Below are 14,929 nucleotides of genomic sequence, written 5' to 3'. Positions count from 1 at the left end.
CATGTCCGAGGTCTCGGAACACACCCCGGACGAAAAGCTGCTGCGGATGGCGGCGCAGATCGCCGATTTCTTCCGCAGCCAGCCCGACCAGCCGCCCGAGGTCGGCGTCGCGGGGCACATCAACGACTTCTGGGGCTACCGGATGCGGCGCGGGTTCCTGGCGTTGCTCGCGGCGGGCGCCACCGACGACCCGGTGCTGCGCGCGGCCGGCGCGCTGATCCGCCTGCCGGGCGAGGCGACCGAGGGGGTTGTGCCGAACGACCCGCTCACCCACATGAACGAGGCCGAGGCGGAAAGCTGACCCTGTCCCCGCCGGCCCCGATTTCACGCCGATGCCGTCCCCGACGCGCCCGGCCCTATCTTCGCGCGCCCTGACGCGCCCCCTCACGCGCGCCCCGGCGGCGTGCTAGCCTGAGCCCCATGAACCAGCTTCCCACCCGTCAGCAGATCCTCGACTGGATCGCCGAGAACCCCGACGCCACCGCCAAGCGCGACATCGCCAAGGCGTTCGGCGTCAAGGGCGCGGCCCGCATCGACCTCAAGCGCCTGCTCAAGGAGCTCGAGGCCGAGGGCGTGGTCGAGCGCCGCCGCCGCAGCTACCGCGACCACGAGAAGCTGCCGCCGGTCAGCGTGCTGGAAATCCTGCCGCCCGACGCCAACGGCGACCTGTTCGCCCGTCCGATGGAGTGGCAGGGCACCGGCCCGATGCCCCGCATCCTCTTCGCCCCCCGCAAGGCCGACCCGGCGGTCGGGCCGGGTGAGCGCATCCTCGCCCGGCTGGCCGAGGTCGAGGGCGAGGACCACGACTATCAGGCGCGCCTCATGCGCCGCATCGGCACCGTCCAGCACCGCGTCGTCGGCATCTTCCGCAAGGCGACCGAGGGCGGGCGGATCCTGCCCATCGACAAGGGCCAGGACCGCCAGTGGCAGGTCCGCGCCGACGCCACGCTCGACGCCCAGGACGGCGAGCTGGTCGAGGCCGAGCAGATCGGCTCGAAGAACCGCCTCGGGCTGGCACAGGCGCGCATCATCGAGCGGCTGGGCGACCTTTCGGCACCGCGCGCGGTCAGCCTGATCGCCATCCACCAGCACGGCATCCCCGACGATTTCCCCGACGCCGTGATGGCCGAGGCCGACGCCGAGACCCCCGCGCCCCCCAAGGGCCGCGAGGATCTGCGCCGGGTGCCGCTCGTCACCATCGACCCCTCGGACGCGCGGGACCACGACGACGCGGTGGCGGCGCTGCCCGACGACGATCCGAAGAACCCGGACGGCATGGTGATCTGGGTCGCCATCGCCGACGTCGCCTATCACGTCCGCCCCGGCACCGCGCTCGACCGCGAGGCGCGGCATCGCGGCAACTCGACCTATTTTCCCGACCGGGTGGTGCCGATGCTGCCCGATGTGCTGTCGGGCGACCTCTGTTCGCTGCACGAGGGCGTGGACCGTCCGGTGATCGCGGTGCGGATGCGTCTGGATGCCGAGGGCAACAAGATCGGCCACGACTTCCACCGCGGGATGATGCACAGCCTCGCCTCGCTCAGCTACGAGCAGGCGCAGGCCGCCGCCGACGGCGCGCCCGATGGGGCGACCGCCCCGCTGATGGACGACGTGATCCGGCCGCTCTTCGCCGCCTACGGCTTGCTCAAGAAGGCCCGCGCCCGGCGGCAACCGCTGGAGCTTGACCTGCCCGAGCGGCGGATCGAGCTGACCGCCGACGGGCGGGTCAAGTCGGTCGCCTTCCGCGACCGCTTCGACGCCCACAAGCTGATCGAGGAGTTCATGGTGCTGGCCAACGTCGCCGCCGCCGAGGAACTCACCCGCCTGCGCCGCCCGCTGCTGTTCCGCGTCCACGAGGAGCCGAGCCCCGAGAAGCTGAACGCGCTGCGCGACGTGGCCGAGGCCTCGGGCTTTGCGCTCGCCAAGGGGCAGGTGCTGCAGACGAGCCAGCTCAACCGCCTGCTCGCGCAGGCCGAGGGCACGGATTTCGACGAGCTGATCAACGTCTCGACCCTGCGGTCGATGACGCAGGCCTATTACCACCCCGAGAACTTCGGCCATTTCGGGCTGGCGCTGAAGAGCTACGCGCATTTCACCTCGCCGATCCGGCGCTATTCGGACCTGATCGTGCACCGGGCGCTGATCGCGGGGCATGGCTGGGGCGGCGGCAAGGACGGCAAGCCGGATGGCCTCTCGGCCCATGATGTCGAGGTGCTGGCCGAGACCGCCCAGCAGATCAGCGACACCGAACGCCGCAGCATGGCGGCCGAGCGCGACACGACCGACCGCTACCTCGCCGCCTATCTGGCCGACCGCGTGGGGTCCGAGTTCACCGGCCGCGTTTCGGGCGTCCAGCGCTTCGGCGCCTTCGTCAAGCTGGACGAGACCGGCGCCGACGGGCTGCTGCCGATCCGCGAGATCGGGCGCGAGTATTTCCACTTCGACCGCGACGCGCAGACGCTGGTGGGCGCCGACACCGGGCTGTCGATCGGCATCGGCCAGCGGGTGACCGTGCGGCTGGCCGAGGCGATTCCGACCACCGGCGGGCTGACGCTGGAACTGGTCGAGGTCGAGGGCCGCGGCATCCCCGCCGGCCCCAAGGGTCCGCGCGGCAAGGCGCCGCGGCGGCGGGACGGCAAGTCGGCCAAGGCCGGCGAGGCCCGCGCCCGCAAGCTGCGCCGGATCCGCAAGTAGGCCAGGGCCGGCGCAGGAACCCTTTGGCGATCAACGGGTTGTTGGGGCGAAGCAACCGAAAGGATCGCCCCATGGGTTTCTGGGATTTCGTCAAGGACGCCGGCAAGTCGGTGTTCGGAACCGCCGAGGCCGCCGAGCCCAAGGCTCAGCCCGCTCCCGCGCCGCAGGCCAACCCCGCGCCGCAGGCCCAGCCCGCTCCGCAGGCGCAGCCTCAGCCACAGCCCCAGGCCCAGCCGCAGCAGGCCCCGCAGGCCGCGCCCGCCCATGACGCCGACACCCAGCGCAAGCTCGACGCGCTCAACGCCGAGGTGCGCGCGATGGGCCTCGACGCGGGCGACGTGCGGCTGCACCTCAACGGCGACACGGTGACGATCGTCAGCCACGGGGCCGACCGCGAGACGCTGGAAAAGCTGATCCTCGCCGTGGGCAACATCAAGGGCATTGCCCGGGTCGAGGCCGACCTGCCGCCCGCCCCCGAGGGCAAGCCCGCCGCCGAGCCGTTGTTCCACGAGGTCAAGAAGGGCGAGACGCTGTCCGAGATCGCCCAGCAGCACCTCGGCAAGGCCAGCCGCTACCGCGAGATCTTCGAGGCGAACCGCCCGATGCTGTCGGACCCCGACAAGATCTATCCCGGCCAGAAGCTGCGGATTCCGCAGGACTGAGCGAGCCGGCCTCTGTCTGGCCCGAATACCCCTACGGGGCCCGCCACACCCGGCGGGCCCCGTTTCGCGTCAGAGATAGAGCAGCCCCAGCCCGATGATAGTGCCGGTCACGACGAGCTGGATCAGGCAGAACCCCATGATGTCGCGCGGCTTCAGCCCCGCGATGCCCAGCATCGGCAGCGCCCAGAACGGTTGCAGCAAGTTCGTCCACGCATCGCCCCAGGCGACCGCCATCACCACCCGCGGCATGTCGGCCTGCAGCGCCTGCGCTGCGGCCTCGACCACCGGCGCCTGCACCGCCCATTGCCCTCCGCCCGAGGGGACGAAGATGTTGACGATCCCGGCGCTGATGAAGCTCCAGAACGGCAGGGTCTGGGCGGTCGAGAAGGACACGAACCACTCGGACAGCGCCGCCGCGAGCCCGGTCTGGGTCATGATCGCCATGATCCCGGCGTAGAACGGGAACTGGATGACGATGCCGGCGCCGCCGCGCACGCCATCGTCGAGTGCCGCGAGCAGGCTGCGCGGGCTGCGGTGCAGCGCGATGCCGGTGAAGAGGAAGAGAAAGTTCACCACGTTGAGGTTCAGCACCGCGCCCTTGGTGATGAAATGCTGCGCGAGCCAGATCAGCCCCGGCACCGCCACCGCCCACAACAGGATCGGCGAGCGTTCCAGCGCCTCGGCCGGGGTGCGGGCGGGCTCGGCGTGCGGGTCCTCTTCGGTCAGCTTGGCGGGATCGACCAGCACCGTCTCGTCCGGGCGCGGCATCATCAGATAGTTGACCAGCGGGATCGCCACGAACAGAGCCGCGCAGATCATCAGGTTGTAGCCCGCGAAGGTGGTCAGCGAGGTGGGGATCAGCCCGATCACCTCTTCGGTGAAATGCCCGGGCGTCGAGACGGTGAGCGGGATCGAGCCTGACAGCCCCCCGTGCCAGATCACGAAGCCGCTGTAGGCCGAGGCGATGAGCAGCCGGTAATCCACCCGCACCCGCCGGGCGAGCGCCTTGGCGAAGAGCGCGCCGACGACCAAGCCGAAGCCCCAGTTGATCCACGACGCAACCAGCGACACGAGCGAAACCAGCACGATCGCGCCCGCCGGGCTGGCGGCCAGCCCGGCCAGCCGGTCGAGCAGGCTGCGCACCACTGGCGTCGTGGCCATGATGTAGCCCGAGACGAGCACCAGCAGCATCTGCATGGCGAACTCGAGCAGGCGCCAGAAGCCGTCGCCCCACGCGACGATCACCTGCATCGGCGTGACCGGCTGGGTCAGCACCGCCGCCAGACCGGCCACGAGCGTCAGCACGATCACGAAGATGAACGCATCGGGCAGATAGCGTTCCATCATCCGGGTCGCCGGGCGCGCCAGGAATCTCAGCATCGGTCAGTCCTCCCCTTCTTGCCGTTGTCGGGGCCCAGACTGCCGGGCGGGGCGGGGGAGGGCAACCGCGGGACCCCCCGGAATGCGAAGGGCCGCCCCCGCAAGGGGCGGCCCGGTCAGCGTCGCGCGGGGTGCTGCCGTCAGATGGCGGCGGCGCGCACCTTGTCGTCCACCTTGGCCTCGTACTGGCGGAAGTTCTCGCGGAACATCCCCTTCAGCTTCTCGGCCTGCGCGTCATAGGCCGCGCCGTCGGCCCAAGTCTGCCGCGGGTCCAGCAGCGCGTCGTCCACGCCCGGCACCGACACCGGCACCTCGAAGCCGAAGTTCGGGTCGCGGCGGAACTCGACCTCGTTCAGCGACCCGTCGAGCGCTGCGGTGAGGAGCGCGCGGGTCGCCTTGATCGGCATCCGGCGGCCGGTGCCGAACGGCCCGCCGGTCCAGCCGGTGTTGACCAGCCAGCAGGTCGCGCCGGATTTCTCGATCCGCTCGGCCAGCAGCTTGCCGTACTCTTCGGGACGGCGCGGCATGAAGGGCGCGCCGAAGCAGGTCGAGAAGGTCGGCTGCGGTTCTTTCACGCCCACCTCGGTGCCCGGGGTCTTCGAGGTGAAGCCCGACAGGAAGTGATACATCGCCTGTTCCGGCGTCAGCCGGGCGATCGGCGGCATCACCCCATAGGCGTCCGAGGTCAGCATGATGACGTTCTTCGGCTGCCCGGCCATCCCCGTCTCCGAGGCGTTCGAGATCGCCTCGAGCGGATAGGCGCAGCGCATGTTCTCGGTGATCGAGCTGTCGGCGAAGTCAAGCTCGAGCGTGTCGGGATCGAACACCATGTTCTCGATCACCGTGCCGAAGCGGCTGGTGGTCGCGTAGATCTCGGGCTCGGCCTCGGGCGAGAGGTTGATGGTCTTGGCGTAGCAGCCGCCCTCGAAGTTGAAGGTGCCCTTGTCCGACCAGCCGTGCTCGTCGTCGCCGATCAGCACCCGCGAGGGGTCGGCCGACAGCGTCGTCTTGCCGGTCCCCGAGAGGCCGAAGAAGATCGCCACCTCTTCGGGGTTGCCCGGCGCGTGGTTGGCCGAGCAGTGCATCGGCATCACCCCGCGCTCGGGCAGGATGTAGTTCAGCAGCGTGAACACGCCCTTCTTGTTCTCACCCGAGTACTCGGTGTCGCCGACGAGGATCAGCTTCTTGTCGAAGTTGATGGCGATCACGGTCGAGGAGCGGGTGCCGTGCCGCTCGACCTCGGCCTTGAAGCTCGGGCAGTTGATGATGGTCCAGTCGGGCTCGAAGCCCGCGAGCTCGTCCCCCTCGGGGCGGCGCAGCAGGTGGCGGATGAAGAGGTTGTGCCAGGCCAGTTCCGACACCACCCGCACGTCCAGCCGCTGCTCGGGGTCGGCGCCGGCGTAGAGGTCCTGGACGAAGTATTCCTTGCCCTTCATGTGCTCGAGCATATCGGCATAGAGCACGTCGAAATGTTCGGGCGACATCGGGCGGTTGTTGTCCCACCAGATGGTGTCCTCGGTCAGCGCGGTGCGGACGACGTGCTTGTCCTTGGGCGAGCGGCCGGTCTTGGCGCCGGTGGTCACGAGGAACGCGCCGCCGAGGCCCAGGTGCCCCTCGCCACGGCGGATCGCCGCCTCGATCAGCGCCGGCTCGAGCAGGTTGTAGTGCACCTCACCCACCCCCGAGATGCCCTGGTCCTCGAGCTTGCATTGCGGATTGACGCGGGGCTGGGTCATGCTGGAACTCCTTGAGGTCGGGCCGGGTCGCCTGCGGGTGCTATAACCATGACAGTCGGATGAAGAAAGACGGGCAGGGGTGGCGGTTAGCGCAACCAGAAACGTTTAGCGTTATCAGGCTCTGCGGCGCGCAAGATCATGAGGCGCGGCGGTCGGACGAGGGCTCCCGGCGGTGACGACGCTGCACGCGAGCGCGGTGGCGATCGGGGGCAGGGGGCTCTTGATCCTGGGCCCCTCCGGGTCGGGCAAGTCGGCGTTGGCGCTCCAGCTGATGGCGATGGGGGCAGGGCTGATCGCCGACGACCGGGTTTGCGTCACCCGGCGCGGCGAGGCGGTGATCGCCGACTGCCCGCCTGCGCTCAGCGGGCGGATCGAGGCGCGCGGCGTTGGCATCCTCAACGCCGTGCCGGCAGGCCCGACGCCGCTCGCGCTGGTCGTGGACCTGGGCCGGGACGAGCCCGAGCGCCTGCCGCCGTGGCGCCAGACCGAGGTGGCAGGGGTGACGCTTCCCCTTGCCTTGCGGGGTCGCGGCCCACATCTTGGTGCTGCGCTGCGGCAGATGCTGCTCTGCGGTCGCAGCGACTGAGCGAAGGGTTCGAATTGGACGGCAAGACGACAGGCGGCACGCCCTCGGGCGAGGCGACCGGCACCCCGGAACCCGGCACCCCGGAGCCGGGCGCCCAGCGGCTGGTGCTGGTGACGGGGCCCTCGGGTGCGGGGCGCTCGACGGCGATCAACGTGCTCGAGGATCTGGGGTTCGAGGCGATCGACAACCTGCCGCTGTCGCTGATCCCGCGGCTGCTCGACGGCCCGCCGCGGCCCGCGCCGCTGGCGCTGGGGCTCGACGTCCGCAACCGCGACTTTTCCGCCTCGAACGTGATCGAGCTGATCGATTCGCTGACCCGCAACCCCCGCTTCGCGCCCGAGGTGCTGTATCTCGACAGCGCCACCGACACGCTGGTGCGCCGCTACGCCGAGACGCGGCGGCGCCACCCGCTGGCCGCCGACGGCTCGCCCACCGACGCGATCACCGCCGAGCGCGACCTGCTGACGCCGATCCGGGTGCGGGCGGACGTGCTGCTCGACACCTCGGACTTCACTCCGCACGACCTGCGCGGCGAGCTTGCGCGGCTCTTCGACCTGTCCGACAGCGGGCGGATGTCCGTCTCGGTCCAGAGCTTCAGCTACAAGCGCGGGGTGCCGCGCGGGCTCGACATGATGTTCGACTGCCGCTTCCTCGCCAACCCGCACTGGGTGGAGGGGCTGCGCGCGCAGGACGGGCGGGCGCCCGCTGTGCAGGCCCATGTCACCGCCGACCCGCGCTACCCCGAATTCTTCGAGCGGGTGCGCGACCTGATCCTGTTCCTGCTGCCGGCGCAGGTGGCCGAGGGCAAGGCGCATCTGGCGATCGGCTTCGGCTGCACCGGCGGGCAACACCGTTCCGTCACATTGGCCGAACGGATGGCCGACTCGCTTGCAGAGCAGGGGTGGCAGGTGTCAAAACGGCATCGGGAACTGGAACGGCGCGAGGCGCAGCCGCGTTCCGCCGAACCCGCTCCGGCGCGCGCGCCGGCCGAGGGATCGGCATGAGACGCAGGCGTGAGGTGCAGATCGGCCGATGGTGGATGTGATTTGATCGGTATCGTGATCGTGGCGCATGGCGGGCTGGCGCGGGAATACCTGGCTGCCGTTGAACACGTTGTGGGCCCGCAGGGCGGCATCCGCGCCGTCACCATCGAGGAAGACCACGACAGGGTCGCCAAGCAGATGGAAATCGCCCGCGCCGCCGACGAGGTGGACAGCGGCGACGGTGTCGTGATCGTCACCGACCTGTTCGGCGGCTCGCCCTCGAACCTGTCGATGCCGGCCTGCGTCGCGGGCAAGCGGCGCATCCTCTACGGCGCCAACCTGCCGATGCTGGTCAAGCTCGCCAAGCTGCGCCACCTCGACGTGGGCACTGCGGCCGAGGCCGCGGCCGAAGCCGGGCGCAAGTACATCGACTGCTACAGCCCGCAGGACCCGGCCGCCGAGGCCCCGCCGCCGTGCCGGGCCGTGTCGTGACCGAGCTCACGCGCGAGCTGCGCATCATCAACGAAAAGGGCCTGCACGCCCGCGCCTCGGCCAAGTTCGTCGAGACGGTGGAACGCTTCGACGCCCGCGCGATGGTGGAAAAGGACGGCGAGCTGGTGGCGGGCAACTCGATCATGGGCCTGCTGATGCTGGTCGCCCCGCGCGGCAGCGCCATCACCGTGACCACCTCTGGCCCTGAGGCCGCGCCCCTGATGGAGGCGCTGGCGGCGCTGGTCGGCAACTACTTCGGCGAAGGCCGCTAAGGCCGCGCCGCGTGGCCCGCGACAGCTATCACCACGGCAACCTGCGGCAGGCGCTGGTCGAGGCGACCGTGCGCCTGATCGAGGATCGCGGCCCGATGGGCTTCACCCTGGCCGAGGCCGCCCGCCAGGCCGGGGTCAGCGCCGCCGCCCCCTATCGCCACTTCACCGGCCGCGAGCAACTGATCGAAGAGGTCGCGCGGCAGGGGTTCCTCGAGTTCGCCGACCGCCTCGCCGCCGCCTTCGGGGACGGCCGCCCCTCGCCGCTCTCGGCCTTCCTGCGGATGGGCGACGCCTATCTGCGCTTCGCGGCCGAAAAGCCCGGCTATTACATGGCGATGTTCGAGGCCGGCCTGTCGATCGCAGGCAATGCCGAGCTGGCAGCCGCCGCCGACCGCGCCGAGGATGCGCTGACCCACGCCGCCGCGGCGATGTTCCAGCGCCTGCCGCCGGATCGGCGCCCGCCGCCGTCGATGGTAGCCAACCACATCTGGGCGCTCTCGCACGGGGTGGTCGAGCTTTTCGGCCGCGGCCGCCCCGGCGCCCGCTCCCCCGTCTCGGCGGCCGAGATGCTCGAGTCGGGCGTGCTGATCTACCTGCGCGGCCTCGGCGTCATCCCCGACTGAGCGCCCCCCAAAATAATTTCACCCCCGGGCATTGATGCGCGCCCCGGCCCTCCCATCTGTGTTAATGTGATTAACATTCACATCCCTCGCATGGAGCGCCCGATGTCCTACCCTTACGCCCCTTCGCCTGCCGCGTTGCCCGCGCCGCAGCCGAGCTTTTCGCTGACCCGCCCGCTGATCCGCATCCGCGACTGGCTGGACGACCACGGCAAGCCGGCCTGGATCGCGGCGGTGATCGCGGGCTTCGTCCTCGCCTGGCCCGTCGGCCTCGCCCTTCTCGGTTACATGATCTGGAGCAATCGCATGTTCGCCTGCCGCCACCGCACCGACGCGCGCAGCTTCCGCGCCGATCCGGCTCGCCCGACCGGCAACGCCGCCTTCGACGCCTACCGCGCCGAGACGCTCAAGCGGCTCGAGGATGAGCACGCGGCGTTCCTCGACTTCCTTGCCAAGCTGCGCGAGGCCAAGGACAAGGCCGAGTTCGACCAGTTCATGAAGGACCGCTCCGCCGCCTGATTGGCCGGCGCCTGATGCGGAAACGGGGGGCGGGTGACCGCCCCCTTTTCAGTACGCGGTGGCGGCGTAGATGCGGGTCAGGTCGCCCTGCCATTCGCCGTGATAGGCCGCGAGCAGATCGTCCGCCCCCGTCATCCCCCGCTCGACCCGGTCGCGCAGCACCGCGAGATGCGCCACCTCGTCCGGCGCGCCGTCGACCGAGGGCCGGGCGCGCGCGGCAAGCCCCGCCTCGGCCAGCGCCAGCACCTCGCGGGCAAGGTCGTTCAGCCGCAGCCCGTCATGCTCACCCGCCAGCCCGTCGCGGGCAGCGGCGCGGCGCAGCCCCTCGCGGGTCTCGTGGGTCCAGCCGCGGGTCAGCTCGGTCGCCCCGTCCAGCGCCGCCTGGTCGTAGCACAGGCCCACCCACAGCGCCGGCAGCGCGCAGAGATGGCTCAGCGGCCCGCAGTCGGCGCCCCGCATCTCGATGTATTTCTTGACCCGCGCCTCGGGGAACACGGTGGTCATGTGGTCGGCCCAGTCCGACAGCGTCGGCAATTCGCCCGGCAGCGCCGGCAGCCGGCCTTCCATGAAGTCGCGGAACGACATCCCCAGCGCATCGATATAGCGCCCGTCGCGGTAGACGAAATACATCGGCACATCAAGGACATACTCGACCCAGGCCTCGTAGCCGAAGCCGTCCTCGAAGACGAAGGGCAGCATCCCCGTCCGCGCCGCGTCCAAGTTCTGCCAGATGTGGCTGCGCCACGACTTCATCCCGTTCGGGCGCCCGTCGAGGAAGGGCGAGTTCGCAAACAGCGCCGTGGCGACGGGTTGCAGCGCCAGCGCCACCCGCAGCTTCTGGACCATGTCGGCCTCGGACGCGAAGTCGAGGTTCACCTGCACGGTCGAGGTCCGGTACATCATCTGCGTGCCGAGCGTCCCCACCTTCTGCATATAGGGGGTCATCAGCGCATAGCGGCCCTTGGGCATCATCGGCATCTGGTCCTGCCGCCAGATCGGCGCGGCGCCGATGCCCATGAAGCCCGCGTTCATCGGCCCGGCGATCTCGGCCACCTCGGCCAGATGCTGCACGGTCTCGGCGCAGGTCTCGTGGATCGTCTCGACCGGCGCGCCCGACAGCTCGAACTGCCCGCCGGGCTCAAGGCTCACGTTGGCGCCGTCGCGCGACAGCCCGATCAGCTTGCCGCCCTCGCGCACCTCGGCCCAGCCGAAGCGGTCGCGCATCCCCTCGAGCATGGCGCGGATCGAGCGCTCGCCGTCATAGGGCAGCGGCTCGAGCGTGTCCCAGAGAAAGCCGAACTTCTCGTGCTCGGTGCCGATCCGCCAGGCCTCGCGCGGCTTCTCGCCCGAGGCGATATAGGCGGCAAGCTGGTCGCGCCGCTCGATCGGGCCGCCGCCCTGCTGGGGAATGGACATCGGGGGCCTCGCACTCGTTGCCGGCGAGAGGTGGCGTGCCGCCTGCCCATAGTCAAGCCGTGACCTCACGCGTCTGCGACCTGTCGCCGGCCCCCAGGGCGCGCCGCGCCCCGCCTCGGGCTGGACCCAAATATCCCCGCCGGAGGCACCGGCCGGCAGGCCGGTCCGCTGCGCGTCGGCCTCGCTGCCGGTTGCGACCCGCGCAAAGGATATGCGAGGAGCAGCCCTGACCCCGACACGAGGCTGACATGACCGACGAGACCCTGCCCACCGTCCGGCTGCGGCCCAAGGCCAACGCGCGGGCCATCCGCCACGGCTTCCCCTGGGTCTATGCCGACGAGCTGGTGACCGACCGCCGCACCAAGGCGCTGGCGCCGGGCAGCCTCGTCCGGCTCGAGGATGCCGAGCGGGCGCCGCTGGGGGTGGCGACGGTCAACCCGAACTCGAAGATCATCGCCCGGATGCTCGACGCCGACCCCGCGGCGGTGATCGACCGCGGCTGGCTGGCCGCGCGGCTCGCCCGGGCGCTGGCGCTGCGCGAGACGCTGTTCGACGCGCCCTTCTACCGCCTCGTTCACGCCGAGGCCGACGGCCTGCCCGGCGTGGTTATCGACCGCTTCGGCGACGCCGCGGTGATCCAGCCCAACGCCGCCTGGGCCGACCGGCTCTTGCCCGACCTCGCCGCCGCGCTGGCCGAGGTCACCGGCGTCACCCGCATCGTGATGAACGGCTCGGGCCGCGCCCGCGGGCTCGAGGGGCTGGACGAGCGCACCGAGGTCATCGCCGGCGCCATCGACGCGCCCGTCGAGGTGCCGATGAACGGCGCGGTCTACCTCGCCGACCTGACCGGCGGGCAGAAGACCGGGCTCTTCTACGACCAGCGCCCCAACCACGCCTTCGCCCAGCGGCTCGCCCGAGGCGGGCGGGTGCTCGACGTGTTCTCGCACGTCGGCGGCTTCGGCCTCGCCGCGCTCGCAGGCGGGGCGGCACACGCCACCTGCGTCGACGGTTCGGCCGCCGCGCTGGCGCTCGCGCAGGGCGGCGCCCGCGCGATGGGGGCCGAGGGGCGGCTCACCACCCGCCAGGGCGACGCCTTCGCGGTGATGGAGGCGCTGGCCGCCGAGGGCGCCCGCTTCGACGTGGTGATCTGCGACCCGCCCGCCTTCGCGCCCTCGAAACAGGCACTCGAGGCGGGCTTGCGGGCCTATGAGCGCACCGCGCGCCTCGCCGCGCCGCTGGTCGCGCCGGGGGGCACTCTCGGCCTCTGCTCGTGCAGCCATGCCGCGACGCTCGACCTGTTCCGCAACGCCTCGGCCCGCGGGATCGGGCGGGGCGGGCGGCGGGTGCAGCTCCTCCACACGGGCTTCGCCGGCCCCGACCACCCGATGCTGCCGCAACTGGCCGAAAGCGGCTATCTCAAGGCGCTGTTCTTCCGGCTCGACGGCTGAGGCGATGAAGGCCGTCCTCGACGCCTGCGTGCTCTACCCGACCGTCCTGCGCGAGATCCTGATCGGCGTGGCCGACGCCGGCCTCTACACGCCCGTCTGGTCGCCCCGCATCCTCGCCGAGTGGCGCCACGCCGCCGCCCGCCTCGGGGCCGACGCCGAGGCGGTGGCCGGGGCCGAGATCGCGCTTCTCACCCGCGCCCATGCGCAGGCGAGCGTTCCAGATGACGGAATGGCGGCGGAAGGGTTCGACTGGCCCGACCCCGCCGACCGCCACGTGGCCGAGGCGGCGCTGGCGGCCTACGCGCCGCTCATCGTCACCGCCAACCTGCGCGACTTTCCGCGCCGGACGCTGGCGCCGCTGGGGCTCGCGGCCGAGCATCCCGACGCCTTCCTGCTTACCCTCTGGCGCCGCGACCCCGACCCCGTCGCGGCGGCCGTCCACGCGGCCCACGCCAAGGCGCAGGCGCTCGGCGGGCCGATGCCGCTGCGCGAGCTGATGGCGCGGGCCCGGCTGCCGCGGCTCGCCAAGGCGCTCGCCCGCGCCGACTGAGCACGCGGGCCCGCAAACACCCGCAACCCTCGCGCCAACCGACTCTGCGTCGCCGCCCCCCGGGGGTTGCCCTGCGCCCGCCCCTCCCGTAGCCACGGGGGCAGGACAAGAGGAACCCCATGGTCTCGCGGCTCATCCAGGTCGACGACTTCGACCTCGTCATCTTCGGGGCGACCGGCGACCTCGCGCGCCGCAAGATCCTGCCCGGGCTGTTCCGCCGCCATGCCGCCGGCCAGTTCCCCGAAGCCGCACGCATCATCGGCGCGGCCCGGTCCGAGATGGACGACGCGGGCTTCCGCGCCGAGGTCCGCGCCGCCATCGCCGAGTTCGACCCGACCCGCGCCGACGCCCCCGAGCTGCCCTCGTTCCTCGAGCGGCTGTCCTACGTCGCCATCGACGCCAAGGGCGACACCGGGTGGCAGGCGCTCGGCGTGCGGATGCGGCCGGGGGTGGTGCAGGCCTTCTATTTCTCGGTCGCGCCGGCGCTCTTCGGCGAGCTGGCCGAGCGGCTGGCCCGCTTCGGCATCGCCGGCCCGGACGCGCGGATCGTGGTGGAAAAGCCCTTCGGCCGCGACCTCGCCTCGGCCCGCGCGCTCAACGCCACGCTGGCGCGGCATTTCGACGAACGGCAGATCTACCGGATCGACCACTATCTCGGCAAGGAAACCGTCCAGAACCTGATGGCGGTGCGCTTCGCCAACATGCTGTTCGAGCCGTTGTGGAACGCGCATTACATCGACCACGTCCAGATCACCGTGGCCGAGACGGTGGGGGTGGCCGGCCGCGGCGCCTATTACGACCAGTCCGGCGCCATGCGCGACATGGTCCAGAACCACCTCATGCAGCTCGTCTGCCTGATCGCGATGGAGCCGCCCTACCACTTCGACCCCGACGCGGTGCGCGACGAGAAACTCAAGGTGATCCGCGCGCTCGAGCCGGTCCCCCCCACCGACATCGTGCGCGGCCAGTATGCCGCAAGCGGTGAGACGCCCGGCTACCGGATCGACGCCGAGAACGAGGCGAGCCGCACCGAAAGCTTCGTCGCTCTCAAGCTCAGGATCGCCAACTGGCGCTGGCAGGGGGTGCCGTTCTACCTGCGCACAGGCAAGCGGCTGCGGGCCCGCACCTCGGAAATCTCGGTGGTGTTCCGCGAACCCCCGCACTCGATCTTCGACGAGGCCGGCGATCCGCGCACCAACGAGCTCGTCATCCGGCTGCAACCGAACGAGGGCATGAACCTCAAGGTCAACATCAAGGAGCCGGGACCGGGCGGGATGCGCCTCGTGCAGGTGCCGCTGGACATGAGCTTCGCCGAGGCGCTGGGAGCCGAGGGCAAGGACATGCCCGACGCCTACGAGCGGCTGATCACCGACGTGATCCGCGGCAACCAGACGCTGTTCATGCGCGGCGACGAGGTCGAGGCGGCCTGGGCCTGGGCCGATCCCGTCATCGCCGCGTGGGAGGACGCGACGGCGCGTCCCGAACCCTATGACCCCGGCACCAGCGGCCCCGACGAGGCGTTGGGGCTGATGCACCGCGACGGGCGCCGCTGGCGCGAGATCAAGGCCTGA

15 protein-coding genes are annotated in these 14,929 nt (G+C 71.1%); 12 read left to right on the top strand and 3 right to left on the bottom strand.

What is annotated here, in order from left to right; translation table 11 throughout:
• Position 1: 1 nt before the first annotated feature.
• From HGN31_RS03895 to lysM, 3 genes are all read left to right on the top strand, one after another.
• A complete protein-coding gene (locus HGN31_RS03895) occupies positions 2–301 on the top strand; it encodes a formate dehydrogenase subunit delta (RefSeq protein WP_074826425.1) in 300 nt (99 codons plus the stop codon).
• Positions 302–420: 119 nt separating this feature from the next.
• Entirely contained in the window at positions 421–2,694 is a 2,274-nt protein-coding gene (gene rnr / locus HGN31_RS03890; RefSeq protein ID WP_168782390.1) for a ribonuclease R, read from the top strand.
• Positions 2,695–2,765: 71 nt separating this feature from the next.
• Positions 2,766–3,356, top strand: coding sequence for a peptidoglycan-binding protein LysM (gene lysM, locus HGN31_RS03885; protein WP_168782389.1), 591 nt, complete (start codon positions 2,766–2,768; stop codon positions 3,354–3,356).
• A gap of 69 nt (positions 3,357–3,425) precedes the next feature.
• Here lysM and HGN31_RS03880 read toward each other — a convergent pair whose 3' ends face one another.
• Together HGN31_RS03880 and HGN31_RS03875 are read right to left on the bottom strand one after the other, a co-directional pair.
• On the bottom strand, positions 3,426–4,736 hold the full coding sequence (locus HGN31_RS03880; protein ID WP_168782388.1) for a short-chain fatty acid transporter: 1,311 nt from the start codon (positions 4,734–4,736) through the stop codon (positions 3,426–3,428).
• A 140-nt stretch (positions 4,737–4,876) separates the two neighbouring features.
• Positions 4,877–6,472, bottom strand: a complete 1,596-nt coding sequence (locus HGN31_RS03875) for a phosphoenolpyruvate carboxykinase (RefSeq protein WP_168782387.1) — start codon at positions 6,470–6,472, stop codon at positions 4,877–4,879.
• A gap of 172 nt (positions 6,473–6,644) precedes the next feature.
• Here HGN31_RS03875 and HGN31_RS03870 point away from each other — a divergent pair, with 172 nt between their 5' ends.
• The 6 genes from HGN31_RS03870 to HGN31_RS03845 all read left to right on the top strand — a co-directional run bounded on the left by HGN31_RS03870 (position 6,645) and on the right by HGN31_RS03845 (position 9,944).
• The gene (locus HGN31_RS03870; protein ID WP_168782386.1) at positions 6,645–7,058 is read left to right on the top strand and encodes an HPr kinase/phosphorylase; all 414 of its coding nucleotides are present in this window, start codon (positions 6,645–6,647) and stop codon (positions 7,056–7,058) included.
• A gap of 101 nt (positions 7,059–7,159) precedes the next feature.
• A complete protein-coding gene (rapZ, locus tag HGN31_RS03865) occupies positions 7,160–8,062 on the top strand; it encodes an RNase adapter RapZ (RefSeq protein WP_244961194.1) in 903 nt (300 codons plus the stop codon).
• A gap of 42 nt (positions 8,063–8,104) precedes the next feature.
• The gene (locus HGN31_RS03860; protein WP_036701924.1) at positions 8,105–8,533 is read left to right on the top strand and encodes a PTS sugar transporter subunit IIA; all 429 of its coding nucleotides are present in this window, start codon (positions 8,105–8,107) and stop codon (positions 8,531–8,533) included.
• On the top strand, positions 8,530–8,805 hold the full coding sequence (locus tag HGN31_RS03855) for an HPr family phosphocarrier protein (protein ID WP_081962548.1): 276 nt from the start codon (positions 8,530–8,532) through the stop codon (positions 8,803–8,805). Before HGN31_RS03860 ends, HGN31_RS03855 begins: the two co-directional genes overlap by 4 nt.
• Before the next feature lie 11 nt (positions 8,806–8,816).
• Positions 8,817–9,428, top strand: a complete 612-nt coding sequence (locus HGN31_RS03850) for a TetR/AcrR family transcriptional regulator (protein ID WP_036701926.1) — start codon at positions 8,817–8,819, stop codon at positions 9,426–9,428.
• A 102-nt stretch (positions 9,429–9,530) separates the two neighbouring features.
• Positions 9,531–9,944, top strand: coding sequence for a DUF2852 domain-containing protein (locus HGN31_RS03845; protein WP_168782384.1), 414 nt, complete (start codon positions 9,531–9,533; stop codon positions 9,942–9,944).
• Positions 9,945–9,992: 48 nt separating this feature from the next.
• Here the strand turns inward: HGN31_RS03845 and HGN31_RS03840 are convergent, their stop codons facing one another.
• Positions 9,993–11,360, bottom strand: coding sequence for a glutamate--cysteine ligase (locus HGN31_RS03840; RefSeq protein ID WP_168782383.1), 1,368 nt, complete (start codon positions 11,358–11,360; stop codon positions 9,993–9,995).
• A gap of 248 nt (positions 11,361–11,608) precedes the next feature.
• Here HGN31_RS03840 and HGN31_RS03835 point away from each other — a divergent pair, with 248 nt between their 5' ends.
• The 3 genes from HGN31_RS03835 (at position 11,609) to zwf (ending at position 14,929) form a co-directional block, all read left to right on the top strand.
• Positions 11,609–12,808, top strand: a complete 1,200-nt coding sequence (locus HGN31_RS03835; protein WP_168782382.1) for an RSP_2647 family RNA methyltransferase — start codon at positions 11,609–11,611, stop codon at positions 12,806–12,808.
• A 4-nt stretch (positions 12,809–12,812) separates the two neighbouring features.
• Positions 12,813–13,358, top strand: a complete 546-nt coding sequence (locus HGN31_RS03830) for an RSP_2648 family PIN domain-containing protein (RefSeq protein WP_168782381.1) — start codon at positions 12,813–12,815, stop codon at positions 13,356–13,358.
• Between the two features lie 119 nt (positions 13,359–13,477).
• On the top strand, positions 13,478–14,929 hold the full coding sequence (gene zwf / locus HGN31_RS03825) for a glucose-6-phosphate dehydrogenase (RefSeq protein WP_168782380.1): 1,452 nt from the start codon (positions 13,478–13,480) through the stop codon (positions 14,927–14,929).

This window comes from Paracoccus sanguinis, from assembly GCF_012689545.1.
Lineage (GTDB): Bacteria > Pseudomonadota > Alphaproteobacteria > Rhodobacterales > Rhodobacteraceae > Paracoccus > Paracoccus panacisoli.
This window is presented reverse-complemented; position numbering and strand designations above follow the sequence as displayed.